This is a genomic window from Streptomyces sp. NPDC102270 (genome assembly GCF_044766405.1).
GTDB lineage: Bacteria > Actinomycetota > Actinomycetes > Streptomycetales > Streptomycetaceae > Streptomyces.
On sequence record NZ_JBIWLX010000029.1, the window covers coordinates 1 to 25,415 of the forward strand.

27 protein-coding genes, 1 pseudogene and 1 riboswitch are annotated in these 25,415 nt (G+C 71.6%); of the genes and pseudogenes, 13 read left to right on the plus strand and 15 right to left on the minus strand.

Annotated features, from left to right (window positions below):
• Positions 1–227, minus strand: a pseudogene (locus ACIRP7_RS41145) (biotin synthase BioB); the annotation flags it as partial.
• Positions 228–375: 148 nt separating this feature from the next.
• Here ACIRP7_RS41145 and ACIRP7_RS41150 point away from each other — a divergent pair.
• On the plus strand, positions 376–1,503 hold the full coding sequence (locus ACIRP7_RS41150; protein ID WP_403670763.1) for an 8-amino-7-oxononanoate synthase: 1,128 nt from the start codon (positions 376–378) through the stop codon (positions 1,501–1,503).
• Between the two features lie 38 nt (positions 1,504–1,541).
• On the opposite strand, the gene ACIRP7_RS41155 is transcribed toward ACIRP7_RS41150, so the two are convergent.
• On the minus strand, positions 1,542–1,760 hold the full coding sequence (locus tag ACIRP7_RS41155) for a DUF397 domain-containing protein (RefSeq protein ID WP_403670766.1): 219 nt from the start codon (positions 1,758–1,760) through the stop codon (positions 1,542–1,544).
• A 9-nt stretch (positions 1,761–1,769) separates the two neighbouring features.
• Complete coding sequence (locus tag ACIRP7_RS41160) at positions 1,770–2,630, minus strand: helix-turn-helix domain-containing protein (RefSeq protein WP_403670769.1); 861 nt, start codon at positions 2,628–2,630, stop codon at positions 1,770–1,772.
• Between the two features lie 214 nt (positions 2,631–2,844).
• Here ACIRP7_RS41160 and ACIRP7_RS41165 point away from each other — a divergent pair, with 214 nt between their 5' ends.
• The gene (locus tag ACIRP7_RS41165; protein WP_403670772.1) at positions 2,845–3,303 is read left to right on the plus strand and encodes an ATP-binding protein; all 459 of its coding nucleotides are present in this window, start codon (positions 2,845–2,847) and stop codon (positions 3,301–3,303) included.
• 6 nt (positions 3,304–3,309) lie between these two features.
• Here the strand turns inward: ACIRP7_RS41165 and ACIRP7_RS41170 are convergent, their stop codons facing one another.
• Positions 3,310–4,224, minus strand: a complete 915-nt coding sequence (locus ACIRP7_RS41170) for a LysR family transcriptional regulator (RefSeq protein WP_403670774.1) — start codon at positions 4,222–4,224, stop codon at positions 3,310–3,312.
• 87 nt (positions 4,225–4,311) lie between these two features.
• Here ACIRP7_RS41170 and ACIRP7_RS41175 point away from each other — a divergent pair, with 87 nt between their 5' ends.
• On the plus strand, positions 4,312–4,932 hold the full coding sequence (locus tag ACIRP7_RS41175) for a LysE family translocator (RefSeq protein WP_403670776.1): 621 nt from the start codon (positions 4,312–4,314) through the stop codon (positions 4,930–4,932).
• A gap of 105 nt (positions 4,933–5,037) precedes the next feature.
• On the opposite strand, the gene ACIRP7_RS41180 is transcribed toward ACIRP7_RS41175, so the two are convergent.
• From ACIRP7_RS41180 to ACIRP7_RS41190, 3 genes are all read right to left on the minus strand, one after another.
• Positions 5,038–5,511, minus strand: coding sequence for a C40 family peptidase (locus ACIRP7_RS41180; protein WP_352386985.1), 474 nt, complete (start codon positions 5,509–5,511; stop codon positions 5,038–5,040).
• A 3-nt stretch (positions 5,512–5,514) separates the two neighbouring features.
• Positions 5,515–5,726, minus strand: a riboswitch (cyclic di-AMP (ydaO/yuaA leader).
• Between the two features lie 301 nt (positions 5,727–6,027).
• Positions 6,028–6,333, minus strand: coding sequence for a hypothetical protein (locus ACIRP7_RS41185; RefSeq protein WP_403670779.1), 306 nt, complete (start codon positions 6,331–6,333; stop codon positions 6,028–6,030).
• A gap of 7 nt (positions 6,334–6,340) precedes the next feature.
• Positions 6,341–6,976 (minus strand): ATP-dependent Clp protease proteolytic subunit, encoded by a 636-nt coding sequence (locus tag ACIRP7_RS41190; RefSeq protein ID WP_403670781.1) that lies wholly within the window; start codon positions 6,974–6,976, stop codon positions 6,341–6,343.
• 70 nt (positions 6,977–7,046) lie between these two features.
• Here ACIRP7_RS41190 and ACIRP7_RS41195 point away from each other — a divergent pair, with 70 nt between their 5' ends.
• Positions 7,047–7,325 carry a type II toxin-antitoxin system Phd/YefM family antitoxin gene (locus ACIRP7_RS41195; protein ID WP_403670784.1) on the plus strand — a complete coding sequence of 93 codons (279 nt, stop codon included), beginning with the start codon at positions 7,047–7,049 and terminating at the stop codon, positions 7,323–7,325.
• A 544-nt stretch (positions 7,326–7,869) separates the two neighbouring features.
• On the opposite strand, the gene ACIRP7_RS41200 is transcribed toward ACIRP7_RS41195, so the two are convergent.
• Positions 7,870–8,856, minus strand: a complete 987-nt coding sequence (locus tag ACIRP7_RS41200; protein WP_403670787.1) for an ABC transporter permease — start codon at positions 8,854–8,856, stop codon at positions 7,870–7,872.
• 102 nt (positions 8,857–8,958) lie between these two features.
• On the opposite strand from ACIRP7_RS41200, the gene ACIRP7_RS41205 reads away from it, so the two are divergent.
• From ACIRP7_RS41205 to ACIRP7_RS41240, 8 genes are all read left to right on the plus strand, one after another.
• Complete coding sequence (locus tag ACIRP7_RS41205) at positions 8,959–9,588, plus strand: TetR/AcrR family transcriptional regulator (protein ID WP_403670789.1); 630 nt, start codon at positions 8,959–8,961, stop codon at positions 9,586–9,588.
• A gap of 132 nt (positions 9,589–9,720) precedes the next feature.
• On the plus strand, positions 9,721–10,023 hold the full coding sequence (locus ACIRP7_RS41210) for an urease subunit gamma (protein WP_037710300.1): 303 nt from the start codon (positions 9,721–9,723) through the stop codon (positions 10,021–10,023).
• A gap of 8 nt (positions 10,024–10,031) precedes the next feature.
• Positions 10,032–10,343, plus strand: coding sequence for an urease subunit beta (locus tag ACIRP7_RS41215; protein ID WP_403670792.1), 312 nt, complete (start codon positions 10,032–10,034; stop codon positions 10,341–10,343).
• On the plus strand, positions 10,336–12,057 hold the full coding sequence (locus ACIRP7_RS41220) for an urease subunit alpha (protein WP_403670795.1): 1,722 nt from the start codon (positions 10,336–10,338) through the stop codon (positions 12,055–12,057). Before ACIRP7_RS41215 ends, ACIRP7_RS41220 begins: the two co-directional genes overlap by 8 nt.
• Positions 12,057–12,731, plus strand: coding sequence for an urease accessory protein UreF (locus ACIRP7_RS41225; protein WP_403670798.1), 675 nt, complete (start codon positions 12,057–12,059; stop codon positions 12,729–12,731). The genes ACIRP7_RS41220 and ACIRP7_RS41225 overlap by 1 nt, the downstream gene beginning before the upstream one ends.
• 98 nt (positions 12,732–12,829) lie before the next feature.
• Positions 12,830–13,507 (plus strand): urease accessory protein UreG, encoded by a 678-nt coding sequence (gene ureG, locus ACIRP7_RS41230; RefSeq protein WP_403670801.1) that lies wholly within the window; start codon positions 12,830–12,832, stop codon positions 13,505–13,507.
• Positions 13,504–14,271 carry an urease accessory protein UreD gene (locus tag ACIRP7_RS41235; protein ID WP_403670803.1) on the plus strand — a complete coding sequence of 256 codons (768 nt, stop codon included), beginning with the start codon at positions 13,504–13,506 and terminating at the stop codon, positions 14,269–14,271. The genes ureG and ACIRP7_RS41235 overlap by 4 nt, the downstream gene beginning before the upstream one ends.
• Positions 14,272–14,400: 129 nt before the next feature.
• The gene (locus tag ACIRP7_RS41240; protein WP_403670806.1) at positions 14,401–16,014 is read left to right on the plus strand and encodes an alpha/beta hydrolase; all 1,614 of its coding nucleotides are present in this window, start codon (positions 14,401–14,403) and stop codon (positions 16,012–16,014) included.
• Positions 16,015–16,105: 91 nt separating this feature from the next.
• Here ACIRP7_RS41240 and ACIRP7_RS41245 read toward each other — a convergent pair whose 3' ends face one another.
• The 7 genes from ACIRP7_RS41245 to ACIRP7_RS41275 form a co-directional block, all read right to left on the minus strand.
• Positions 16,106–17,128, minus strand: coding sequence for an NAD-dependent epimerase/dehydratase family protein (locus ACIRP7_RS41245; RefSeq protein WP_403670898.1), 1,023 nt, complete (start codon positions 17,126–17,128; stop codon positions 16,106–16,108).
• A gap of 74 nt (positions 17,129–17,202) precedes the next feature.
• A complete protein-coding gene (locus ACIRP7_RS41250) occupies positions 17,203–17,922 on the minus strand; it encodes a lysophospholipid acyltransferase family protein (RefSeq protein WP_403670808.1) in 720 nt (239 codons plus the stop codon).
• Between the two features lie 141 nt (positions 17,923–18,063).
• A complete protein-coding gene (locus ACIRP7_RS41255; protein WP_403670811.1) occupies positions 18,064–19,308 on the minus strand; it encodes a PP2C family protein-serine/threonine phosphatase in 1,245 nt (414 codons plus the stop codon).
• 58 nt (positions 19,309–19,366) lie between these two features.
• Positions 19,367–21,808 carry a SpoIIE family protein phosphatase gene (locus ACIRP7_RS41260; protein ID WP_403670814.1) on the minus strand — a complete coding sequence of 814 codons (2,442 nt, stop codon included), beginning with the start codon at positions 21,806–21,808 and terminating at the stop codon, positions 19,367–19,369.
• 95 nt (positions 21,809–21,903) lie between these two features.
• Positions 21,904–23,124, minus strand: a complete 1,221-nt coding sequence (gene rocD / locus ACIRP7_RS41265; protein ID WP_403670817.1) for an ornithine--oxo-acid transaminase — start codon at positions 23,122–23,124, stop codon at positions 21,904–21,906.
• Complete coding sequence (ddaH, locus tag ACIRP7_RS41270) at positions 23,121–23,945, minus strand: dimethylargininase (RefSeq protein WP_403670820.1); 825 nt, start codon at positions 23,943–23,945, stop codon at positions 23,121–23,123. The genes rocD and ddaH overlap by 4 nt, the downstream gene beginning before the upstream one ends.
• A gap of 151 nt (positions 23,946–24,096) precedes the next feature.
• Positions 24,097–24,585, minus strand: coding sequence for an Lrp/AsnC family transcriptional regulator (locus ACIRP7_RS41275; RefSeq protein WP_393600924.1), 489 nt, complete (start codon positions 24,583–24,585; stop codon positions 24,097–24,099).
• Positions 24,586–24,663: 78 nt separating this feature from the next.
• Between ACIRP7_RS41275 and ACIRP7_RS41280 the strand changes: the two genes are divergently transcribed.
• Positions 24,664–25,413, plus strand: a complete 750-nt coding sequence (locus tag ACIRP7_RS41280; protein ID WP_403670823.1) for a LytR/AlgR family response regulator transcription factor — start codon at positions 24,664–24,666, stop codon at positions 25,411–25,413.
• Positions 25,414–25,415: the final 2 nt, after the last annotated feature.

The following is a 25,415-nucleotide window of genomic DNA, read 5'->3' on the forward strand; positions in this document are numbered from 1 at the left end:
AGGCGCTGGGAGCAGTACGAGCAGTCCTCGGGGCACAGCCCGGACTTCAGGTTGACGAGATAGTTGAGTTTCACCCGGCGCCCGAACCAGTGCCGGCGCACCTTTCCGGCCGCGGCCACCACGTCGAGCAGGTCGTCGTCGGAGGTGGCCAGCACGGCCAGCGCCTCCTCGCGGGTCGGCAGCTCGCGCCGAAGCCCCTTGTCCACCAGCGTGTTCAACAGGTCCATGAGAGCCGATCCTGTCGCACGGACCCGCTCCGGGCCAAGGTGGGGATCGCACAACACACCCGCTGTGACGTGTGGGTATTGCCACACCGTAGGGAGCGATTGCTGCCGCTAGGGTCTGTCCGTTGTCTACAAAAGCCCCGGAGGACCCATGGCGTTCGGCTGGATCGACGAGCAGGCGGCGGCGCGCCGGCGGGCCGGACTCGTACGGACCCTGCGGCCGCGTCCGGCCGACTCGCCGCTGCTCGATCTCGCGAGCAACGACTACCTGGGCCTGGCCCGCCATCCCGAGGTCGTGGAAGGGGCCGCGGCGGCGGCGCGGACCTGGGGCGGCGGTGCCACCGGGTCCCGGCTCGTCACCGGCACCACCGAGCTGCACACCGAACTCGAACGCGAACTGGCCGACTTCTGCGGCTTCGAGGCCGCGCTCGTCTTCTCCTCCGGATACGCCGCGAACCTGGCCGCCGTCACCGCGCTCGCGCCGCACGGCTCGCTGATCGTCTCCGACGCGGGCAACCACGCCTCGCTCATCGACGGCTGCCGGCTGGCCCGCGGCACGACCCAGGTCGTCGCGCACGCCGACCCGGCCGCGGTCCGCAAGGCGCTCGGCACGCACGACGGCCCGGCCATCGCCGTGTCCGACACGGTCTTCTCGGTCGACGGCGACGCGGCGCCCCTGGCCGGCCTCGCCGAGGCATGCCGGGAGCACGGCGCGGGCCTGGTCGTCGACGACGCCCACGGCCTGGGTGTGCTCGGGGCCGGCGGCCGCGGCGCCCCGCAGGCGGCGGGACTCGCGGGCGCCGACGACGTGGTCGTCACGGTCACGCTGTCCAAGTCGCTCGGCAGCCAGGGCGGCGCCGTCCTCGGCCCCGCACGGGTCGTCGCACACCTGGTCAACGCGGCACGGACGTTCATCTTCGACACCGGTCTGGCCCCCGCGTCGGCGGGAGCCGCCCTCGCTGCCCTGCGGCTGCTCGGCCGTGAGCCCGAGCGGGCCGCACGCGCGCGCGAGGTGGCGACCGGACTGCACGCACGCCTGACCGCCGCGGGTCTGGAAGCGGTTCGTCCGGACGCCGCGGTGATCTCGGTGCGCGCGCCCTCCCCGGAGGAGGCCGTTCAGTGGGCGGCCGACTGCCGTGCCGCCGGGCTCTTCGTGGGCTGCTTCCGGCCCCCGTCCGTGCCCGACGGCATCTCACGGCTCAGGCTGACCGCCCGCGCGGACCTCTCCGAGGAGCAGATCGAACGCGCTGTGCGGGTGATCGGCGAAACACGACCATGAGTCGGCGTGACACGGCCGTGCTCCCGCTGGACTGACGGTCAGAACGCGGCTGTGAAGCCCGCCCAGCTCTCGGGGGAGAAGAGCAGCGCGGGTCCGTCCGGGTTCTTGGAGTCGCGTACGGCGAGCAGCCCGGCACAGGGCCCGGCCGACGGCCTCGCCGTCTCGACGCAGTTGTTCGCCCCGGTGCTGTAGCTGCTGCGCAGCCAGCGCACTTCGGGCAGTTCCGTAGTGGTTACGTTCCGAGGCAGTGCGGACATGGTGCCTCCTTACGCGCCGTCACCCATCCCGGCGAGGTAATCCAACGACTCCTCGGGCGATAGGGCGTGGGACTGAAGGGTGTTGAAGGCCTCGGTGTAGGCCTGGAGGTCTTCTTTCCGCTCGAGGTAGAGGCTACTCGTCAAGTGGTCGAGAACAACCACGTCCAGATCAGAAGTGCGCGAAAATGAGAAGATTACGAAAGGCCCGGTGATACCCACATGCGCCCCGGCAGTGAACGGCAGTACCTGCAGCCGCACTTGGGGCAGCCGTGCCGCCTCCAGGAGTCTCCTCAGCTGCCGGGCCATCACCTCGGGGCCGCCGACCTCCCGCCGTAGCACCGCCTCGTCCAGGACGGCGCTCAACTCCAGAGGCGGCTGCGCGCGAAGGATGTCCTGCCGGGCCAGCCGCACCTTGACCAGTGCGTCGAGACGTTCGTCGTCGAGGCCGTCCACCGCGGCCCGGGTCACGGCGCGGGCGTACTCGGGCGTCTGGAGCAGCCCGGGCACGACCGAGGTCTCCAGCGTGCGCATCGCGCTCGCCTGGGCCTCCAGACTGATGAAGTCCCGGTACGTCGGCGGCAGGACACCCCGGTACGCGTGCCACCAGTGGTGCCGGCCGCCGCTCTCCTCGGAGCCCGCCAATACCATCAGCAGCTCCCGCAGATTCGCGTCCCCCACGCGGTAGGCGTCGAGAAGTAACCGCACATCGGCCGGTTTCACCCCGCTGGCACCGGTCTCGATGCGGCTCACCTTCGACTGGTGCCAGCCCACGAGCCGGGCGGCCTCACCGCTGGTGAGCCCCGCACTCGCGCGCAGCGCACGCAGTTCGGCGCCCAGTTTCCGCCGGCGCACCGCGGGGCCGTGCTGCATGGCGCTACTCCTTACTCCCTACGAGCCGCCCGAATACGGTCTCGCGTGGCAGAGTTCACCGCTTCGAGCGACAGATATATGCACATCTTGGTGGATCGGCATCCGTCACAGCCGCGGTGATGGCACTCTGACGATGAACCACCAGTCCGGGACCGTACTCGAACCATCCGCACCGTGTCGGACTCCGGTCCCGTGGGAAAGGGACGACGTCGCCATGGCAGACCACCTGGAAGCATCCGTCACTCTGCCGAGCGAACCCGCCTCGGTCTCCGCGGCCCGCACCTATGTCCTGAGCACACTGGCGGAGTGGGGGCTGCCGCCCACCACGGACGCCGCCGAGACCGTCCGGCTCATCGTCTCCGAACTCACCACCAACGCCGTACAGCACACCTTCGGGCAGTCACCCACCTTCACGGTGGACATCGAGCTGGACCGTGACGAACAACTGCGCATCGGGGTCACCGACAGCCATCCCCGTTTCCCCAAGCGGCTGCCGGCCGCGGTCCAGCAGGACAACGGGCGGGGGATGGTGATCATCCGCTGGCTCGCCGCCGAGTACGGCGGCAAGCTGAGAGTCCGGCCCACCCGGGAAGGCGGCAAGACCGTCTCCATCGAACTCCCGTGGACAGTTCCGGTGCAGCCGGTCACGGCGGCGGGGCAGCAGGAGCCGTAGGAGAGCTCATACCGGCCGCGCGCGGCCGAACGCTCCCCGCAGCAGCGCCCGGAAGGCGTCCGCCGCGGGTGCCGCCTCGCCGGTCCGGTGGACGACCGAGATCGTACGGCGCAACGCGCCGGCCTCCAGCAGCCGCGTGCCCACGGGAGTGGCCGCCGTCCGAGCCACCATCTCCGGCACCACCCCGACCCCCAGCCCCGCGCTGGCCAGCGCGCCCACCAGGGCGTATCCCGGGGTCGCCACCAGCACCGACGGTGTGGTCCCGATCCGGGCCAGCACCGCCTCCACCTCCCGCCGGGCCGGATGATCCGGCGCCATGCTGATCAGCGGCTCACCGGCGAGCTCCGCCAGCGGCAGCCGCGTCGAGCCGCCCGCCAGGGCATGCCCGGGCGCTGTCACGAGGACCAGCTCCTCGGTCAGCAGCGGCTCCGCGCTCAGGGTGGCCGGGAGGGCGGGGGGCTCGCCCGGCTCATAGGCGTGCGTCAGCGCCAGGTCGATCTCACCGGCCGCCACCGCGGTGATCCCAGCCATGGGTTCGTGGAAGGCGACCGACAGCTCCACGTCCGGGTACGCCCGGCGGAACGTGCTCAGCACCGGCGGCAGCAGCTCAATGCCCGCCGTCTGGAAGGTGCCCAGCCTGAGCGTGCCGCCCGACAGGCCGGTCAGCCGGGCGAGTTCGTGCCGGGCCCGGTCCAGCTCGTCCAGCACCCGCCTGGCCCGCGCCACCAGCAACTCGCCCGCACCGGTGAGCCGCGCGCCGCGGTGATGCCGTACGAGAAGAGCGGTACCCGCCTCCCGCTCCAGCTTGGCCAGCTGCTGGGAGAGAGCGGGCGGGGTGTAGCCGAGGCGCTCGGCGGCCCGGGTGATCGAGCCCGCCTCCGCGACGGCGACCAGGGCGGCGAGCCGGACCGGATCGTACATGGCGAGGCCTGCCTAAAGGAGTGCTTAAGGGAGACCCACGTTATTCGACATACCTGCTGAAGGCTCTGGCGCGGCAGGCTGGTCCGCATGAACGGACAGATCGTGGCCTTCACCGGGATCGCCGCCGGCATGGTCACCATGCCGGGCGCCGACTTCACCGTCGTCGTACGCAACGCCCTGGTCTCCCGCCGGGCCGGGGTCGCCTGCGCACTCGGCGTCGTGGGCGGGCTCCTGGTCCACACGGCACTCGCGGTGGCCGGGGTCGCCGCGGTGCTCACGGCCGTGCCCGCGCTGTTCCGGGCGCTTCAACTGCTGGGCGGGGGTTATGTGCTGTACCTGGGTGTACGGACCCTGCTGGAGCTGCGGCGGACCCGCACGGAGACCGTCGTCGAGGCCGGTGCGGCGGTACGCCCCCTGCGCCAGGGGTTCGTCACCAACGCGCTCAACCCCAAGGTCCCCATCACCTTCCTCAGCCTGCTGCCGCAGTTCGTCCCCCAGGGGAACTCCACGCTGCCCCGGACGCTGCTGCTCGCGCTGATCGTGGTCGCTCTCGCGCTGGTGTGGTTCCCGGCGGTGGCCGTGCTCGTGGACCGGCTGGGGCGGTGGCTGCGCCGACCGCGGGCGGCCCGGGCCGTCGCGGGGGTCACCGGAGGCGCGTTGACGGTTCTCGGCGTGATGCTCCTGGCCGAGCCGCTGCTCGCGGCCTGACCATCTGGCGCTTCGCCGGCGGAGGCGTCGGGAGCGCTGTGCAGTCCTGCGCTGCGGAAGCCCGAGGGGGCGGCGGGAGGTCAGGTCGCCGCCGCCCCCTCGGGGTCACTTGACCCGGCCGTACCAGACGCTCTTCGTCCAGATCTTCTGCAGTCGCACCACGTCCCCGGTCTTCGGGGCGTGCCAGATCTTTCCCTTCCCGGCGTAGATGCCGACGTGGTACACGTTCGAACCCGAGTGGAAGAACACCAGGTCGCCGGCCTTGCGGCTGCCCACGCCGATGTGGCGGGTCTTGTTGTACTGCTGGGCCGCCGTGCGCGGGAGCTTCTTGCCCGCCTTCTTGAACGAGTACAGCGTGAGCCCTGAGCAGTCGAAGCGGCGGGGCCCTGTGGCGCCGTACTTGTACGGCGAGCCCTTCTTGGAGGCCGCTACCTTGAGTGCCTTCGTCGCAGGTGTCGCGGCCGCGGCGTCGGGCGCGAGGCCCGGGACCACGACGGAGCCGCCCACGGCGGCGATGGCGAAGGCCGAGGCCGTACCGGCCCGGACCATCAGCGACGGGACACGATTGAGCGCAGTCATGCGCAACCCTTCGTCAGCCGCCTGTGAAGGATGACCTGTCGGATTCGGGCTGGCGAAGTTGCCCGGCCGCTCACGCGGCTTCACCCCAAGGGACACTCGGCGCGGTCATGGCGTGACCGTTCCGGCGACCCGTCGTGCTTGGGTCCTCCACTCCTGCCGATCCACTTCTGTCGACCGGTCATCCGGGCGGCGGCAGGACTCGGCGTCCGCCCGGATCGCCCCGCCACTGCGGCGGGGGCTTGTCGTCAGACAGGGATCTTGGCGCACGGAAGTGCGAAAAGCCCAACGGAACCGTTGATTTGTGGTGTTACTCACCACTCACCCGTTTGGGTGAACACCCCTTCGAAGGAAGGGGTGTCGAGGGGGCCACGGGCCCCCGGACCAGCACGGAAGGGCCTCATTCCGGTACCGAACCAGGCGCGTTGTGCAACCGCGACGCTCGTAAAAAAGGAGCCGCGCCTCCTCCAATAGGGGGTACGTCGTTTGGTCCGTTTCGACTCAGCTCCGGACGCCTCGTCAACTGTCGGGCTCCGGAGGCACGGTGACCCGGGCCGTACGCCGCTCGCCGTCCAGGACCCGCAGCGCCCGCGCCAGCGTCGCGGCGTGCAGTTCGCGCTCACCCCTGCTGTGCATCAGCACGAGCGCGTCGCGCAGCTCGGTCGCCCTGCTCACCAGCGCCTGCGCTGCGCGCAGTCCGCCGTAGGTGTCCTCGCGCCGGGCCGGGTTGATCCGGCCCAGCAGGTCCACCACGTCGAGATAACGGTCGATCAGCTCGCCCTCGGCGCGCGTGAGCGCGGGCAGCGGTGGAAGGTCCGGCACCATCGACGGCTCACCTCGCTCCCGGTGCGGTGCGGGAGGGCCTACGGCTCGGGACGATCGCGTCCGCCAGGCCGTAGTCAACGGCGCCCCGCGCGTCCAGGACCTTGTCGCGCTCGATGTCCGCGCTCACCTGCTCGGGGCTGCGCCCGGTGTGCCGGACCAGCATCTCCTCCAGGCGGCCCCGCACCCGGACCAACTCGTCGGCCTGGATGGCCAGATCGCCGGCCTGCCCCTGCACCGGCTCGCTCAGCGCGGGCTGGTGGATCACCACCCGGGCGCCCGGCAGGACGGACCGCTTGCCCGGCGTGCCCGCCGCCAGCAGCACCGCCGCGGAGGAGCCGGCCTGCCCGAGGCATGTCGTCTCCACGTCACAACTGACGTACTGCATCGTGTCGTAGATCGCCGACATCGCGCCGAACGAGCCGCCGGGGGAGTTGATGTACAGCGAGATGTCCCGGTCGGGGGCCTGGTACTCGAGGTACATGAACTGCGCCATCAGATCGTTCGCCGAGGTGTCGTCGATCGGCGTCCCGAGGAAGACGATCCGCTCCTCCAGCAGCTTCGAGTACGGATCCATCGTCGTGTGCCCGTAGCTCGTGCGCTCATGGAACTCGGGCAGGACGTGACGTGCGGTGGGTCGGGTCATCGCGTACCCCTCCTCGCGGCAGGCTGTCTGTAAAAAATGTACAGGACGTACGTGACGTTATGATGGGGGTATGGCGTATGAGATTCCGGTGACGCAAGCCAGGGCTGAACTCGCCGACCTGATCAACCGGGTGGTGTACGGCGGTGAGCGCGTCGTCGTCACACGGCACGGAAAGCCGCTGGTCGCCCTGGTCTCGGCCGCCGACCTCGAACGGCTGGAGGAGTCGCAGGAGCCCGTCGAGGCGCCGGTGATCAGTGCGGTCTCCGCCGTGCGGGAGGTCGCGTCCGCTCCTCGCGAACAGCAGCGCTTCGGCATCGCGGCACACCACCGGGGGCCCGGCGCCTCCTAGAGACACGGATGTCGCCGGCCGTGGGGGCGCGGGGGGGAGCGGTTCGGCCAGCCGAGCGGGACGAGTCGACGCTCGCCAGTGGGTGCCGCGCCGTTCTTCGCCCGCGCCGTCGGTGCGTCCCGGTCGCGGTACACCATCGGGGCATGGGGCGGCAGGTCCGGGCGGCCGACGCGGGCAAGTTTGGCGGTCGCCGGTGGGTGCCACGCCGCTTGCGGTGCATCAGCTGGGCGGCGGGTCCGGTCAGCCGATGGGTGGCGAGTTCAGGTTCGCCGGTGGCGGGCGTGGTGTTCTTCGTCCGCGGCGCGTTTCCCGCGCGACACACCGCCGGTGACACTGGGCGCCGAGCCCGGTCAGCCGATGGTGGCGAGGTCAGGTTCGCAGGTGGCGGGCGGGGTGTTTCTTCGTGTGTGCCGTCAGCGCGTTGTTCTCGCGGCACACCATCGGGGCATGGGGCGGCCGACGCGGGCAAGTTTGGTGCTCGCCGGTGGGTGCCACGCCGCCCGCGGGGCCCGCTTGCGGTGCATCAGCTGGGCGGCGGGTCCGGTCAGCCGATGGTGGCGAGGTCAGGTTCGCCGGTGGCGGGCGTGGTGTTCTTCGTCCGCGGCGTCAGCGCGTTGCCCAGCACCACGGCACCCAGGCCCAGCGCGGCCCACCAGGTGAGCGTCAGGACCGGACCGGTCGCCGCCGCGCCGTCGAAGAACGACACCGAGCGCAGCAGGGTCGCGCTCGCCCCCGGCGGCAGCCACTGGCCGATCGTGCCCACCGGCTCGGGCAGCAGGTGGGGGGCCGAGGCGGCACCGGAGAACGGGTTGCCGAGGAACATCACCAGGAACCCGACGGCGCCGATCCCCGCGGGGCCGACCAGGGCGGCGAGTCCCGCCACGGCCGCGCTCACCGCCAGCGTCGCCAGGCCCAGCGTCCCCGCCTCCGCCCACCAGTTCCCGGTGAGCGCGCCGAGCCAGCTGTGGGCCAGGGCGGCCGCGACGACGCCCACCAGGGCGGCACTGAGGACCAGCGCGGTCACGGCGCGTACGCCGCGCAGTCCGAGCAGGGTGACGACCGCGCCCGCGACGATCCCGCTCAGTGCCAGCGGCAGCACGGACGAGCTCAGGGCCGCGCCCCTCGGGTCGGACGCCGGCGTCGGGACGACGTCGACGGTCGTCACCTCGGCGCCGCTCGCCGCGGCCTGCCGGGTCACGGCCTGCTGGAGGAGCTGGGCCACGACCGGGCTCGCGGCCGACGCGGTGAGGAGCTCGGGGCCCTGTGCGGTGGCGACGACGGCGCCGTATACGGTCCGGTCCTCGACCGCCGCCCGTGCGGCCCGCTCGTCGGCGTAGTGGTGGATCTCGAAGGCGCCCGCGTGCTGCCGGAGTTGTTTCTCCACCTGCGCGGTCGCGGTGGCCGGGCCGGCCACGCCGAGCGGCAGGTCGCGAGGGGCGGTACGGGCGACGGGCCAGGCGAACGCCCACAGAGCCAGGGCGGCGAGCAGCGGCACGAGGACGACGACCCCGAGCAGACGGCGGGTGGACATGAGAGTCTCCAAAAAGAAGGATCGTTCGTTTTGGGATTGCTCCCACCGTCCCGCCGTCCCCTCGCCTTGTCAAGAAGGAATGTTCGTTCTACGTTGAGGGGCATGGCTCGTGTATCCCAGGCCCACCTCGACGCCCGGCGCCGGCAGATCCTCGACGGCGCGGCGGTCTGCTTCGCCCGCAACGGCTTCCATGCCACGTCGATGCAGGACGTCCTGAAGGAGGCCGATCTCTCGGCCGGGGCCGTGTACCGCTACTTCAGCGGCAAGGAGGAGCTGATCGGCGCGATCGTCGGGGAAGTGCTCGGCCAGGTTCACGAGGGTTTCGAGGAGGCGGCCCGCAGCAGCCCGCCCCCGCCTCCGGACGTCCTGGTGGCGTCCGTGCTCGGCCGCGTCCTCGCCGCCAAGGAGTCCCTGACCGTGGACGGGCGGCCGGCGTTCCCGCGGCTGGTCGTCCAGGTGTGGACCGAGACCCTCCGCAACGAGGAGCTCGCGGCCCTTCTGCGTGAGGGCTACGGCGCCGTGCGCGAGACCTGGACGCGGATCGTCGGGGCGTACCAGGACGCCGGGACGATCCGCTCGGACGTCCCCCCGGAGCACGTGGCCCGCACCATGATGGCGACCGCGATGGGCTTCCTCGCGCAGCAGGCCCTGTTCGGACCGGCGCCCGCCGAGGTACTGAGCGACGGTCTGCGGGCGCTGATGAGCATGCGGGACGAAGCCGACACGCGCTGATGGATCACAGCTCGGTTAACGTGCCTGAAACCGGATCCAATTAGCCTGCGGATCCACGCCACCAGGGACTTTGCCCCGGGGCTGAGGCAACCGGGCCCCGCACGGTCCGGAGCGAGGACTGTGAGGTGGGACGTGCAACTGACCCCGCACGAGCAAGAGAGGCTGCTCATCCACGTGGCGGCCGACGTGGCCGAGAAGCGCCGGGCCCGCGGGCTCAGGCTCAACCACCCCGAGGCGGTCGCCCTCATCACGTCACACATCCTCGAAGGCGCGCGTGACGGCCGTACCGTCGCCGAACTCATGGCCTCCGGGCGGACGTTGCTGTCCCGTGACGACGTCATGGAGGGCATCCCCGAGATGATCCACGACGTCCAGGTCGAGGCGACCTTCCCGGACGGCACCAAGCTCGTCACCGTCCACGACCCGATCGTCTAGGGGCACCGATGATTCCCGGAGAGATCCTCTTCGCCGACGGGCCGATCGCCTACAACGAGGGCCGCGAGGTCACCCGGCTGACCGTCCTCAACGCCGCCGACCGGCCCGTCCAGGTCGGCTCCCACTACCACTTCGCCGAGGCCAACCCCGGCCTGGAGTTCGACCGGGCCGCGGCCCGCGGCAAGCGGCTGAACGTCGCCGCCGGCACCGCCGTGCGCTTCGAGCCCGGCATCCCGGTCGACGTGGAACTCGTCCCGCTCAGCGGCGCCCGCGTGGTGCCGGGTCTGCGCGGGGAGACCGGAGGTGCCCTCGATGCCTGAGATCTCTCGTGCCGCGTACGCGGACCTGTTCGGCCCGACCACGGGCGACCGTATCCGGCTCGCCGACACCGATCTGCTGATCGAGGTCGAGGAGGATCGTTCCGGCGGTCCCGGACTCGCCGGTGACGAGGCCGTGTTCGGCGGCGGCAAGGTCATTCGCGAGTCGATGGGCCAGTCGCGTGTCACCCGTGCGGAAGGCACCCCGGACACGGTCATCACGGGTGCGGTCGTCGTCGACCACTGGGGCGTGGTCAAGGCCGACGTCGGCATCCGCGACGGCCGGATCACCGGGATCGGCAAGGCGGGCAACCCCGACACGATGGACGGGGTCCACCCCGACTTGGTGATCGGCCCCGAGACGGAGATCATCGCGGGCAACGGCAGGATCCTGACCGCCGGCGGCGTCGACGCGCACGTTCACTTCATCTGCCCGCAGATCGCCGACGAGGCGCTGGCGGCCGGCGTGACCACCCTGGTCGGTGGCGGCACGGGCCCCGCCGAGGGCTCCAAGGCCACCACCGTCACCCCTGGCCCCTGGCACCTCGCCCGGATGCTGGAGGCGATGGAGCAGTACCCGCTCAACATCGGCTTCCTCGGCAAGGGCAACACCGTCTCCCACGAGGCGATGCTGTCGCAGATCCGCGGCGGCGCGCTCGGCCTGAAGCTGCACGAGGACTGGGGCTCGACGCCCGCCGTCATCGACGCCTCGCTGACCGTCGCCGACCGGACCGGCGTCCAGGTCGCCATCCACACGGACACCCTCAACGAGGCCGGTTTCGTCGGCGACACGCTCGCCGCGATCGCCGGGCGGGGCATCCACGCCTACCACACCGAGGGCGCGGGCGGCGGGCACGCGCCGGACATCATGACCGTGGTCTCCCAGCCGCACGTGCTGCCGAGCTCCACCAACCCGACCCGGCCCTTCACCGTCAACACCGCCGAGGAACACCTCGACATGCTGATGGTGTGCCACCACCTCAACGCGGCGGTGCCGGAGGACCTCGCCTTCGCCGAGTCCCGCATCCGCCCCACGACCATCGGCGCCGAGGACATCCTGCACGACCTGGGCGCCATCTCGATCATCTCCTCCGACGCCCAGGCCATGGGGCGCGTGGGCGAGGTCATCATGCGGACCTGGCAGACCGCCCACGTCATGAAGCGACGCCGGGGCGCCCTGCCGGGCGACGGCCGGGCGGACAACCACCGTGTACGGCGCTATGTCGCCAAGTACACGATCAACCCCGCCGTCGCTCAGGGCCTCGCGCACGAGGTGGGATCGGTGGAGACGGGCAAGCTGGCCGACCTGGTGCTGTGGGAGCCCGCGTTCTTCGGGGTCAAGCCGCACCTCGTGATCAAGGGCGGCCAGATCGCCTACGCGCAGATGGGCGACGCGAACGCGTCCATCCCGACCCCGCAGCCGATCCTTCCCCGGCCGATGTACGGGGCGATCGGACGGGCCCCCGCCTCGAACTCCTTCAACTTCGTGGCGCCGCTCGCCATAGACGACGGGCTTCCGGAGCGGCTCCAGCTCGGGAAGCGGTTCGTGGCCATCGAGTCGACGCGCGGGGTCACCAAGGCCGACATGCGGGAGAACGACGCGCGGCCCGACGTACGGGTGGACCCCGACAGCTTTGCCGTGCACATCGACGGGGAGCTGGTGGAGGCCACACCGGCGGCCGAACTGCCCATGGCCCAGCGTTACTTCCTCTTCTGATGTCCAGGGCTGCGCTGCTCGTCCTGGCCGACGGCCGCTTCCCCGCCGGGGGCCACGCACACTCCGGCGGGGCCGAGGCGGCCGTCAAGGCGGGGCGGATCACCGGGGCGGAGAGCCTGGAGTCCTTCTGCCGGGGCCGGCTGCACACGACGGGGCTGGTGTCGGCGGCGCTGGCCGCGGCGGCCGTACTCGGTGCGGACCCGCGGGAGTTGGACGCGGCGGCGGACGCCCGCACGCCGTCGCCCGCTCTGCGGGCCGCCGCGCGGAAACTGGGGCGGCAGCTGATGCGGGCGGCCCGGGCGACCTGGCCGTCGTCCGAACTCGACGCGATGGCACGGGAGTTCCCCAAGGGTGCCCACCAGCCCGTTGTCCTGGGGCTGGCGGCACGTGCGGCGGGCCTTGAGGCCGTGGACGCGGCGTACTGCGCGGTGTACGAGAGCGTGAGCGGGCCTTCCAGTGCGACGGTCCGGCTGCTGAGCCTCGACCCCTTTGACGCCACGGCCGTACTCGCCCGGTTGGCACCGGAGTTGGACCGGGTCGCAGATAGGGCGCTGGAGGCAGCGCGGAGGGTTACCGACGAGGGAGTCGACGCATTGCCGTCGGCGTCGGCGCCGCTGCTGGAAATCGGAGCGGAGGTACACGCGGCATGGGCAGTACGCCTGTTCGCGTCATAAGAGGGCCCCGGCAACCTACTTAGGGGCGCGGGGAACTGCGCGACCAGCCCCCACGGACCGCACTCGACCACGAACCCCCTTCCCCCCAGGAGCCGTAGATGCATCTCGACCACGACCACGACACGCCGGCCGCCCTCAGCGCCGACGCCCACCGTCCCGACGGCTCCCACCGAGCCCTGCGTATCGGCTTGGGCGGCCCCGTCGGCTCCGGCAAGACCGCCACCGTCGCCGCCCTCTGCCGGGCCCTGCGCGACGAGTTGTCCCTCGCCGTCGTCACCAACGACATCTACACCCGCGAGGACGCCGAGTTCCTGCTCAGGGAAGCCGTGCTGCCCCCGGAGCGGATCACCGCGGTGGAGACCGGTGCCTGTCCGCACACCGCGATCAGGGACGACATCTCCGCCAACCTGGAGGCCGTCGAGGACCTGGAGGACGAGGTCGGACCCCTCGACCTCATCCTGGTGGAGAGCGGCGGCGACAACCTCACCGCCACCTTCTCCAAGGGCCTGGTCGACGCCCAGATCTTCGTCATCGACGTGGCCGGAGGAGACGACATCCCCAGGAAGGGCGGCCCCGGCGTCACCACCGCCGACCTGCTCATCGTCAACAAGACCGACCTGGCCCCGTACGTCGGCTCCGACCTCGCGCGGATGGCCGCCGACGCCAAGGCCCAGCGCGCCGAACTGCCCGTCGTCTTCCAGTCCCTGCGCGGCGAGGCGGGCGTCACGGCCGTCGCCGACTGGGTGCGGGCGCGGCTCGCCGCGTGGACGGCATGACCGCGGCCGTGACCGGGGTGCGGGCCACCGCGCGGATGGTCGCGCGGGACGACGGCCGCGGCGGCACGGCCCTGCCCGTACTGGAGAGCGACGGGCCGCTGGCGCTGCGGCGGACCCGGGGGAGCGGCACCGAGACGCGGGTCATGCTCGTCGGCGCGATGAGCGGGCCTCTCGGCGGCGACCGCTTCACCGTGACGGCCGATATCCAGCAAGGCGCCCGGCTGCGTGTCGGATCGGCCGCCGCCACCATCGCCCTGCCGGGCCAGACCAAGGGCGAGGCCCGCTACGACGTACGGCTCACCGTCGCCGACGGCGGCGAACTGCGCTGGCTGCCCGAGCAGTTGATCTCCGCGGGCGGCAGTGACCTGTACGTCACCACGCGGATCGACCTCGCGGCGACAGGCCGGCTCGTGCTGCGGGAGGAGCAGGTCCTCGGGCGGGTGGGGGAGGAGCCCGGGCGGCTCAGCAGCCGGCTCGTGCTGCGCGTCGCGGGCCGGACCGTGCTCGAGCAGGAGCTGTCCTGCGGCCCGGGAGCGCCCGGCGGCTGGGACGGCCCGGCCGTGCTCGCGGGGCACCGGGCGGTCGGTCAGCTCCTCGTCGTACGGCCGGAGTTCGCCGACCAGCCGGTGCCGGCGCAGGTGCTCGGCGAGGGCGCCGCCGTCGTGCCGCTCGCCGGACCCGCCGCGCTCGTCACCGCCGTGGCCCCGGACGCCCTGCTGCTGCGCCGGGTGCTGGACGCGGCGCTGGTGACGCTCGCTCCCTAGTCCGCCGAGCGAACAGCATCTTCCGTTTATCGGATTGGCAAAGAAGCCCGGCAAACCCTGTTCACAGCGACTTCACAACGACGAGGATCCCCGTACGAATTCGCAACGACGTACGGGGAGGGATCCCTCTTGAGGGAGACGAGACCGAAGTGGCGCACGACGGCACTCGGTTCGGCCGGCGTGCTCATCACGGCCACACTGATATCCGGTGCCGTCGCGGCACCCGCGTCCGGCGCCAACACGTCCGACACGACGGCCCGGCACGGACAGAACCGGGAGGCCGTCGGCACTGCGATCGCCGCCGCCCGCGCCGCGAAGGCCGGTATCGACTGGGCGGACTGCCCCGCCGACTGGGGGATCGCCAAGCCGGTCCAGTGCGGCTGGGTCAGCGTGCCGCTGGACTACGCCAAGCCGAACGGCAAGCAGATCAAGCTCGCCGTCGACCACATCGGCAACACCGGCACCACGGCGGAGCGCCAGGGGGCCCTCGTCTACAACCCGGGCGGACCCGGTGGCTCGGGCATGCGCTTCCCGCTCCGTGTCACCAACAAGAACCCGATCTGGGCCAACGCGGCCAAGGCGTACGACTTCGTGGGCTTCGACCCGCGCGGCGTCGGCCACTCCGCGCCCATCTCCTGCATGGACCCGCAGGAGTTCGTGAAGGCGCCCAAGGCCGACCCGGTGCCGGACTCCGAGGCCGACAAGCGCGCCCAGCGCAAGCTGGCCCGTGAGTACGCCGAGGGCTGCGCCGAGCGCACCGGCAAGGCGATGCTCCAGCAGATGACCACGCCCAACACCGTGCGCGACCTGGACGTCATCCGTGCCGCGCTGGGCGAGAAGAAGCTCAACTACCTGGGCGTCTCCTACGGCACCTACATCGGCGCCGTCTACGGCACGATGTTCCCGGGCCACGTCCGCCGCATGGTCGTCGACAGCGTCGTCAACCCGTCGAAGGAGAAGGTCTGGTACGAGGCCAACCTCGATCAGGACATCGCCTTCGAGGGCCGCTGGAAGGACTGGGAGGACTGGGTCGCCGCCAACGACGCCGCCTTCCACCTCGGCACCACCCGGGCCGCGGTCGAGGCGAAGTGGCTCGAACTGCGGGCCACCGCCAAGAAGAACCCCATCGGCGGGGTCGTCGGCCCGGCCGAGCTGATCGGCTTCTTCCAGAGCGCCCCGTACTACGACTCCTCGTGGGTGCCGGTCGCGACGGTGTTCAGCAAGTACGTCGCCGGCGACACCCAGGCGCTCGTCGACGCGGCCGCCCCGGACCTCACCGACACCGCGGGCAACATCTCCTCGGAGAACGGCACCGCCGTCTACACGGCCGTCGAGTGCACCGACGCCAAGTGGCCTACGAGCTGGAAGAAGTGGGACCGCGACAACACCGCGCTCCACAAGAAGTACCCGTTCATGACCTGGGCCAACGCCTGGCTGAACCTGCCCTGCGCCACCTGGCCGGTCAAGCAGCAGACCCCGGTGAACGTCAGGACCGGCAAGGGTCTGCCCGGCGTACTGATCGTGCAGTCCGAGCGTGACGCGGCCACCCCGTACGACGGCGGCGTCGAACTGCACAAGCGCTTCAAGGGCTCCCGTCTGATCACCGAGAAGGACGCGGGCTCGCACGGTGTGACCGGCCTGGTCAACCCGTGCATCAACCCGCGGGTGGACGCCTACCTGCTCACCGGCAAGCTGGACAAGACCGACGTGACGTGCGCGCCGCACGCCACGCCCAAGCCGTAGCACATACGCACCACCGGACAAGGCGGCCGGAGTCACCGGCCGCCTTTTCTCATGCGCCTTTTCTCATGGGCCGGTTCTCATGGGCCGGTTCTCATGCGCCGAGCGAGTCGAGATACGCGTCCTCCGCCGCGTAGTCGAACAGGTCGCCGTAGGTCTGGAACATCCTCGGGAACGCCTCCCGCCAGTCCCGCCCGGCCAGGTGCGCCTCGATCCAGGTGACGGTCTGAGGCAGCCGGTCCGCGTACCGCACCACGGCCCGGTAGCCCAACTCCCGTTCCGCGGCGGACATGTCGCAGACGACCGGAACCGGCACCGACCACGGGGTGTCGCCCACGGCCGGCGACGGCGGCGGCCCGTCCAGCAGGACCGTCCCGGTCTCCACGCCCATGACGGTGTCGATCGCGGCGGCGATCTCCGCGACCGTAGGGGCGTCCGGATCGACCGCGTTCAGAGCCCGGGTGCCCGGCTTCTCGGCCGCGAGCCGGATCAGCTCCGCGATGTTGTGGACGCTCGCGGTATGGAAGCGGCTCTTCCCGCCGAAGGGCAGAACGCGCCGGGTCCGGCCGTCCAGGTTGCGTTTGACGAAGTAGAGCTCGCGCGGTGTCCGGCAGTGCGGTCCGTGGATCGCGCCGGCCCGCAGCAGCGTGGTGGGCAACCGCTCCCCGGCCGCGAGGAGTTCACGCTCGAGCCCCGCCTTGCGGGTGCTGTACGAGGTGTCGCCCGGCGTGACGGTCCGCTGGTCCTCGGTCAGGGGCACCGGGTACTCCGGGAAGCCGTCCGGCTCCTCCTGGGTGTCGAAGCCCCGGCCCTTGTCGTCCTCGTACACCGACACGCTGGAGATCACCACGGCCGAGCCCACACGGTCGGCCAGCGACACCAACTGCCGTGCGTGCGCGGGGCCGTAGGCGACCATGTCCACCAGGACCTCGCAGCCCTCGCCCACCGCGGCGGCCAGCGCGGCCTCGTCGGCCCGGTCGGCCCGCGCGGTACGCACCTCGGCGGGCCAGCTCTCGTCCCGTCCGCCGCCCCGGGAGACGGCCGTCACCTCCCAGCCGTCCCGGGCCAGCGCGCCCACGGCCGCCCGCCCGATCTGTCCCGTCGCTCCGACCACCACAGCACGTCGTGTCATGCGGCGACCGTACGGCGCTCACCCCCGCGTCCTCCAGGGGGTTCTGCCGACGGCAGACCTCAACCCAACGGCAGCCGCGGGAACTTGCGCTCCTTGGCCGCGGCGGTCTCCTCGGCCTTCACCACGGCCGCGTACTGGTCGACGTACTCCTGGCCGGACAGCTTCAGGATGGCGTACATGATCTCGTCGGTGATGGCCCGCAGGATCGCCTTCTCGTTCTCCATCCCGGCGTAGCGGGAGAAGTCCAGCGGCTTGCCGAAGCGGATCACCACAGGATGGATGTTGGGGATGACCTTGCCGGGCGGCTGGGCCTCGAAGGTGCCGATCATCGCGCAGGGGATGACCGGAACCTGCGCCTTGAGCGCCATCACCGCGACGCCGACCTTGCCCTTGTAGAGACGGCCGTCGTGGGAGCGGGTGCCCTCCGGGTAGATGCCGAGCAGTTCGTCCTTGCTCAGCACGCCGAGACCCTCGCGGATGGCGGCCTGACCCGCTTCCTTGCCGGAGCGGTCGACCGGGATCTGCCCGGCGCTGCGGAAGAAGAAGGCGGTCAGCCGGCCCTTGACGCCCGGGCCGGTGAAGTACTCGGCCTTCGCCAGGAAGGTGATGCGCCGCTTGAGCACCGCGGGCATCAGGAAGTGGTCGGAGAAGGACAGGTGGTTCCCGGCGACGATGGCCGCACCCGACTCCGGGATGTGCTCCAGACCTTCTATTCGGGGTCGGAAGACCAGTCTCAGCAACGGCCCCAACAGCACGTATTTGAGCAGGTAGTAGAACAAGAGGGGGCGCTCCTCGGTCGGGCGGACGGCTCAACTCCGCGTTCTGGCTGGTCAACCGGCGTGAGGCGGGGCTGTCAGTGTAGGCGCAGGCGGCGACGCCCGGAACAGGACGAGGAGAGGTCTCACCGGACCTTGGCCTGTTCACAGCCGTACGATCACCAACGCCGTGTCGTCCGTGGCGCCGCCGGGCGGGAGCAGCTCCAGCAGGACCGCGTCGGCGAGCGCCTCGGGGTCGTCCTCGCGGTGCCGGGCGAGGGAGTCGGCGAGCCGGGCGAGGCCCGTGTCGATGTCCTCGCGGCGCCGCTCCACCAGGCCGTCGGTGTACAGCGCGAGCGTGGCGCCGCTGGTGAAGGTCGTCGTGGCCTGCGGCCGTCGGATCGGGTCGGGTCGGGCGTCGAGCGGCGGGTCGGTCGCCCTGTCCAGGCATTCCACCCGGCCGTCGGGGTGCACCAGCATCGGCGGCGGGTGCCCCGCGCTGCTGTAGGTGATGGTGCGGTGGTCGAGGTCGATGAAGGTGGTGACCGCCGTGGCCGACTCGGCACCGTCGACGACATGTGCGTAGCGGCCCAGCACGTCCAGGGCCTGACCGGGGCCCTCGGCGACCCGGGAGGCGGCGCTCAGGGCGCTGCGCAGCTGGCCCATCACCCCGGCGGCCGCGAGACCGTGGCCCACCACGTCACCGACCGAGACCCCGACGCGGTGCCCGCCCACCAGGTCGACCAGGTCGTACCAGTCCCCGCACACGTGCAGTGCGCCGACCGCCGGCCGGTAGCGCACGGCGGCCCTGTGGTGCAACGTCTGCCTGCCGGTGGGCAGCATGGCGTCCTGAAGGGCGAGGGCGACCTCGCGGTCACGGGCGTGGGCCTGCCGCAAGCGGTCGTTGACCTCCTGGAGTTCACGGGCGCGGGTGTAGAGCTCGGCCTCCAGGACGCGGTCCTGGCCGGTGCTCGGGCCGCCGCGGGCCCGGATCAGCTCGGTGACCTCCTCGACCCGGTGCACGAGCAGCCGGACCTTGCCGTCCGTGTCGAGCACCGGCGCGTTGCAGGGGCTCCAGTAGCGCTCCTCCCACGTCCCCGGCCGGTCCGGCGCCTCGAGATCGTAGCGCTGCAGGGCCATGGAGTCGCGCTCCCCGGTCTCCAGCACCCGGCGCAGGGAGGCGGCCAGATTGCGCATGCCGGTCGACGCGGGTTCGTTCGGGTTGTCCGGGAAGACGTCGAAGAGATAGTGGCCCACGACCTGTTCGCGCCGGCGCCCGGTCGTGCGCAGGAACTCCTCGTTGACGTCCGCGTACACCAGGTCGGGCGTGAGCAGCGCGACCATGCCGGGCAGGGCCTGGAACACGGCTGGGTAGTCGATGGAGTCGGTGTCGCTGGGTATGTCGCTCATGGCTGCCGCCTCCCTGCCGGGATCGCCCTATTTTCCCACGGTATGCGGGGTTCGGCGGTCAGTCCGGCGGATCCGCGAGGGACTGCTCGGCCCAGATGATCTTTCCCTCGGGTACGAACCGGGTGCCCCAGCGCCGGGCGAACTGGGAGACCAGCAGCAGTCCCCGGCCGCCCTCGTCGGTGGTGCGCGGATGGCGCAGATGGGGCGCGGTGTCTCCGCTGTCGAACACCTCGCAGATCAGGGACCGCTCACGGATCAGCTGGAGCCGGATCGGGCCGACGGCGTACCGGATGGCGTTGGTGACCAGTTCGCTGACGACCAGCTCCGTGGTGAAGGCGAACTCCTCCAGGCCCCACTCCGTCAGCTGCCGGGACGCCGTCTTGCGGGCCTCGGCGACCCGGGCCGGGTCGACGGGCACGTCCCAGTCCGCGACCTGGTCGGGGCCCAGCAGCCGGGTGCGGGCCATGAGCAGGGCCACGTCGTCGTGCGGCCGGTCGGGGGCCAGGGCGTCGACGACGGACCGGCAGCGCAGGTCGAGCGAGGACGCCGGCTTCTCCAGGGCCCGGCGCAGCCGGTCGCGGCCCGCGTCCACGGCCCACTCCTCGCCGCGGGCGAGCAGCCCGTCGGTGTGCAGCGCCAGGGTGCTGCCCTCGGCCAGGGCCACCTCGACCGACTCGAAGGGCGGACCGCCGACGCCGAGCGAGGGCCCCTGCGGCAGGTCCACGAAGGCGACCGTGCCGTCGGGAAGGATCACGGCGGGCCCGGGATGACCGGCGGCGGCCATCGTGCACTGCCCGTCGACCGGGTCGTAGACGACGTACACGCATCCGGAGCCCCGGGCGCTGTCGGTGTCCTCCGTCTCCGGCCCCGCCCCCTCCTCGCTCGCCGCCCGGGCGACCAGGTCGTCCAGATGGCCCAGCACCTCCTCGGGCGGCAGATCCAGCGCCGCCAGCGTCCGTACGGCGGTCCGCAGCCGGCCCATCGCCGCTGCGGCGCCGATCCCGTGCCCGGGCGCCTCGCCGACCACGAGGGCGACCCGTGCGCCGGAGAGCGGGATGAGGTCGTACCAGTCCCCGCCGAGGCCGGTCAGCTCGTCGGCCGGGCGGTAGCAGGCGGTCACCTCCACGGCGTCCTGCTCGGGCAGCCGGTGGGGGAGCAGACTGCGCTGCAGGACGAGCGCGGCCTCGCGTTCACGGGTGTAGCGCCAGGCGTTGTCCACACAGACGGCGGCCCGGGAGACGAGGTCCTCGGCGAGGTTCAGATCGTCCTCGTCGAAGGGTTCCTGGCGGCGCCTGCGGAAGAAGGTGGCGACGCCCAGGGTGGCCCCCCGCGCGCGGATCGGCACGACCAGCACGCTGTGCAGGCCCAGCTCCAGGAAGGTGGCCCGGCGGTCGCCCGGGATCCCGGTCGCCCACTCCGCGGCCAGCGGGTCCAGGCGCTCCTCCCGCCAGGGCGTGCCCTCGGCCAGACACCGCAGTGGGGGCGACCCGGGCCGGTAGGCGGCCATCTCGCCGATCTCGACGACGGCCTCGGGGACGCCCTCGTTCACCGACTGCTGCCCGGCCCGCAGCAGTGTCACGTCCGCGGTGGGTTCCGCTCCCCGCAGGACCGACTCCAGCAGGTCCACGGTCAGGTAGTCGGCGAGCGCCGGTACGGCCACGTCGGCCAGCTCCTGCGCGGTGCGCCGGATGTCCAGGCTGCGGCCGATGTACTCGCCGGCCCGGTCCAGCAGGGCGAGGCGCTGCCGGGCCCGGTGCCGCTCGGTGATGTCGACGACCGTGTAGTAGACGCCCATCGGGTGACCCCGGTCGTCGTCGATCCGGGTGAACGACATCGTGTGCGCGGTCTCGCGGTGCGGGGCCGAGCGCACCCGGCCGACGTGCTCGTACTCCACGATCGGCTCACCGGTCTCCAGCACGCGCCGCATCTGCGCCTCTATCGCCTCGGCGTCCAGACCCGGCTGGATCTCCGCGAACCGCAGCCCCAGGCGCCGCTGGGCCGGGGCGCTGCCGAACTGCTCCAGCGCCGGGTTGGACCACACGCAGCGCAGGTCCGTGTCCACGATCGCGATGCCGATGGGTGACCGGGTGACCATCTGTTCCAGGACGCGGCGGCTCATGTCCCAGCCGGGCGCCTGCGCCATCTCGGACAGCAGGACCAGCCAGCGTTCCGAGTGGTCTGAGTCGTCGGTGTTCTCGGCCACCGTGATCCGGACCATGACCGGCACCGGCCGGCCGTGTTTGTGCAGGGCGGTCAGCAGTCCCGCCCAGCTGCCGTCGGTCCGGCAGCGCTCGGTGATCTCCGGCAGCCGGCGGGCGTCCTCGGGGGCGAGAAGGGCCGCGACGCTCTGTCCCACGGCCTCGGTGGCGGGGTAGTCCAGCAGGCGCTCCGCGTCCCTGGTCCAGCCGGTCACCGTGCCGTGGGCGTCGAGCAGCAGGGGCGCGGCATCGGCCACGTCGAACCGGTGCCGCGCGGTGTCGTGCTCCTCCTGAGCGCCCACGGCCGACCTCTCTGTCGCTGAGAGTGGTCTATCACCTCTTCGTCACATCTTCACCCGGTGTGGTGGAGTGCGCGGCCGGGGAGAAGCGGGTGAACCTACCGCCTCAGTACCCCTTCCAGCACTCCCAGTGCCGATCGCAGTTCCTCCGCCGTGATCGTCAGCGGGGGTGCCAAGCGGATCGTCGAGCCGTGGGTGTCCTTGACCAGGACGCCCTCGTGCATCAGCAGCTTGCTCACCTCGCGGCCCGTGCCGAGGGACGGGTCGATGTCCACGCCGGCCCACAGGCCCCGGGCGCGGAAGCCGACGACCCCCTTGCCGACCAGGTCCGCCAGACCGTCCCGCAGGACCGCCCCCAACTCGGCCGCCCGGCGCTGGAACTCGCCCGTCTCCAGGAGCTCGACCACCGCCGTGCCCACCGCCGCCGCCAGCGGGTTGCCGCCGAAGGTCGATCCGTGTTCGCCCGGGCGCAGAACGCCGAGGACATCCCGGCGGGCGACCACCGCGGAGACCGGGACGATGCCGCCGCCCAGCGCCTTGCCCAGGAGCAGGACGTCGGGGACGACCCCCTCGTGCTCGACGGCAAGGGTGCGGCCCGTGCGGCCGAGGCCCGACTGGATCTCGTCCGCGATGAACAGGCAGCCCTTGCGCCGGGTGAGCTCGCGGACGCCGGTCAGATAGCCGTCGTCCGGGATGACCACGCCCGCCTCGCCCTGGATGGGTTCGAGGAGCACCGCGGCCGTCGTCTCGTCGACCGCCTCCTCCAGTGCCGCGAGGTCGTTGTACGGCACGATCCGGAAGCCCGGTGTGAAGGGGCCGAAGCCCGCCCTCGCCGTCTCGTCGGTGGAGAACGACACGATCGTCGTCGTACGGCCGTGGAAGTTCTCCGCCGCCACCACGATCGTCGCCCGGTCGGCCGGGACGCCCTTCACCTCGTACGCCCACTTGCGGGCCACCTTGATGCCGCTCTCCACCGCCTCCGCGCCGGTGTTCATCGGCAGCACCATCTCCAGGCCCGTCAGCTCGGCCAGGCGCTCCGCGAACTCGGCGAGGCGGTCGTTGTGGAAGGCCCGGGAGGTCAGCGTCAGGCGGTCCAGCTGCCGGTGCGCGGCCTCGATCAGCGCCGGGTGGCGGTGGCCGAAGTTGAGGGCGGAGTACCCGGCCAGCATGTCGAGGTAGCGGCGGCCCTCCACGTCCTGGACCCAGCTGCCCTCGGCCCGGGCGACGACCACGGGCAGCGGGTGGTAGTTGTGCGCGAGGACCGGTTCCTCGGCGCTGATGAGATCGGCGGAGGAACGCGTGCCTACGGGTGCGGTCATGAGCGGATCTCCTGGGTGCAGCACTTGATGCCGCCGCCGGCCTTGTGGAGCTCGGAGAGGTCGACGGGGACGGGGACATAGCCGTGGTCGTCGAGGCGCAGAGCGAGGGCCTCGGCCTGCGGGGCGATGAAGACGTGCCGGCCGTCGGACACGGAGTTCAGGCCGAACGCCATCGCGTCGTCGCGGGTCGCGAGCACCGCGTCCGGGTACAGCTGGGCGAGTACCGCGCGACTGCCCGGCGAAAAGGCCTCCGGGTAATAGACGATGTTGTTGCCGCTCTCGGAGTCGTCGAGGACGAACAGCGCGGTGTCCAGGTGGTAGAAGTGCGGGTCCACCAGCGTCAGGCTGATCACCGGGTGTCCGAAGAACTCCTGGACCTCGCGGTGCGCCTCCCGGGTCGTGCGGAACCCGGTGCCGGCCAGTACGTACCGGCCCGTCCAGACGAGATCGCCCTCGCCCTCGCAGACCGACCCGGGGCGCCGGACCTCGTAGCCCGCCTTCTTGAACCACAGGTCGTAGTGCGTGGACTCGGGGCGCCGCTGCGGCGCGTGGAAGAGGGAGCCGAAGACGCGGCCGCCGACGACGACCGCCGAGTTCGCCGCGAAGACCATGTCCGGGAGACCGGGGACCGGTTCCATGGCGTCGACGCTGTGACCGTGGTCCTCGTAGGCGCGGATCAGCGTCCGCCACTGCTCCTGCGCGAGGTCCACATCGACATGGGTGTCGGGATGCATCCAGGGATTGATCGCGTACTGCACGGCGAAGTGTCTGGGTTCGCAGACGAGGAATCGCCGCCGGCGCGGCACACGGGGGTCGGACACAGAGGGGTTCCTCCGCTTCCTGCGGTGTCGACTGAGGGTTGACACCACGGTAGAAAACGGGCGGCAGGCCCGACAAGCAACAAGAATTGCGTGTCTGTGCAGGAACGCTGCGTGTTCTTCCGGTGAAACGCATGGTTGGTGCGTTTAGCGGCTACGCCTCCGGCGCAGGCTGGCTCGCCCCCGCCTCGGGGCTTTCCGGGATGAGGTGGGACAGCACCATCACACTGATCGTCTTCCGGATGAACGGCTCCACGCGGATGCGCTCCAGCACCTCCTCGAAGTGCTCCACGTCCCGCGCCCGCACGTGCAGCAGCGCGTCCGCGCCCCCGGTCACCGTCATCGCCGCGGTGATCTCCGGATGGTTGCGCACCACCTCCGCGAGCCGCCGCGGCGGGGCCGCGCCCTCGCAGTACACCTCGACGTACGCCTCCGTACGCCAGCCCAGCGCCGACGGCTCCACCGTGGCCGTGAACCCGGTGATCACCCCGGTCTCCCGCAGCCGGTCCACGCGCCGCTTCACCGCCGTGGAGGACAGCCCGATCGCCGAACCGATCTCCGCGAAGGACGTCCGCGCGTTCGCCATCAGCGCGGTGATGATCTTCCGGTCCAGCTCGTCGAAGGCGACGGTCCTGCTGTTCATGTCGGCACTGTATCCAGCGGCGGCGCCCACACCTGTGCACGTGTCCAGTCGTACGAATTACTCCTACACTCCGGGTTCATGCTGCGCGCCCTGGCTGTCGACGACGAACGCCCCTCGCTGGAGGAACTGCTCTACCTGCTGAGCGCCGACCCCCGGATCGGCAGCGTGGAAGGGGCCGGTGACGCCACCGAGGCGCTGCGCCGCATCAACCGCGCGCTGGAGTCCGGGCCGCACGGGCCCGAGGCGATCGACGTCGTCTTCCTCGACATCAACATGCCGGGGCTCGACGGCCTCGACCTCGCCCGGCTGCTGACCGGCTTCGCCAAGCCGCCGCTGGTCGTCTTCGTCACCGCCCACGAGGACTTCGCCGTCCAGGCCTTCGACCTCAAGGCCGTCGACTACGTCCTCAAACCGGTCCGCAAGGAACGCCTCGCCGAAGCCGTCCGCCGCGCCGCCGAACGCCTCGACGCCGCGCCGCGCATCCCCGTGCACGAACCCGACCCCGACCACATACCCGTCGAGCTGGGCGGCGTGACCCGCTTCGTCGCCGTCGACGACATCACCCACGTCGAGGCCCAGGGCGACTACGCCCGGCTGCACACCGACAAGGGCAGCCACCTCGTGCGGATCCCGCTGTCCACGCTGGAGGAACGCTGGCGCTCCCGCGGCTTCGTCCGCATCCACCGCCGCCATCTCGTCGCCCTGCGCCACGTCGGCGAACTCCGCCTGGACGCGGGCACGGTGAGCGTCCTCGTCGGCGGCGAGGAACTCCAGGTCAGCCGCCGGCACACACGCGAGCTGCGGGACCTGCTGATGAGGAGGCCGTAGTC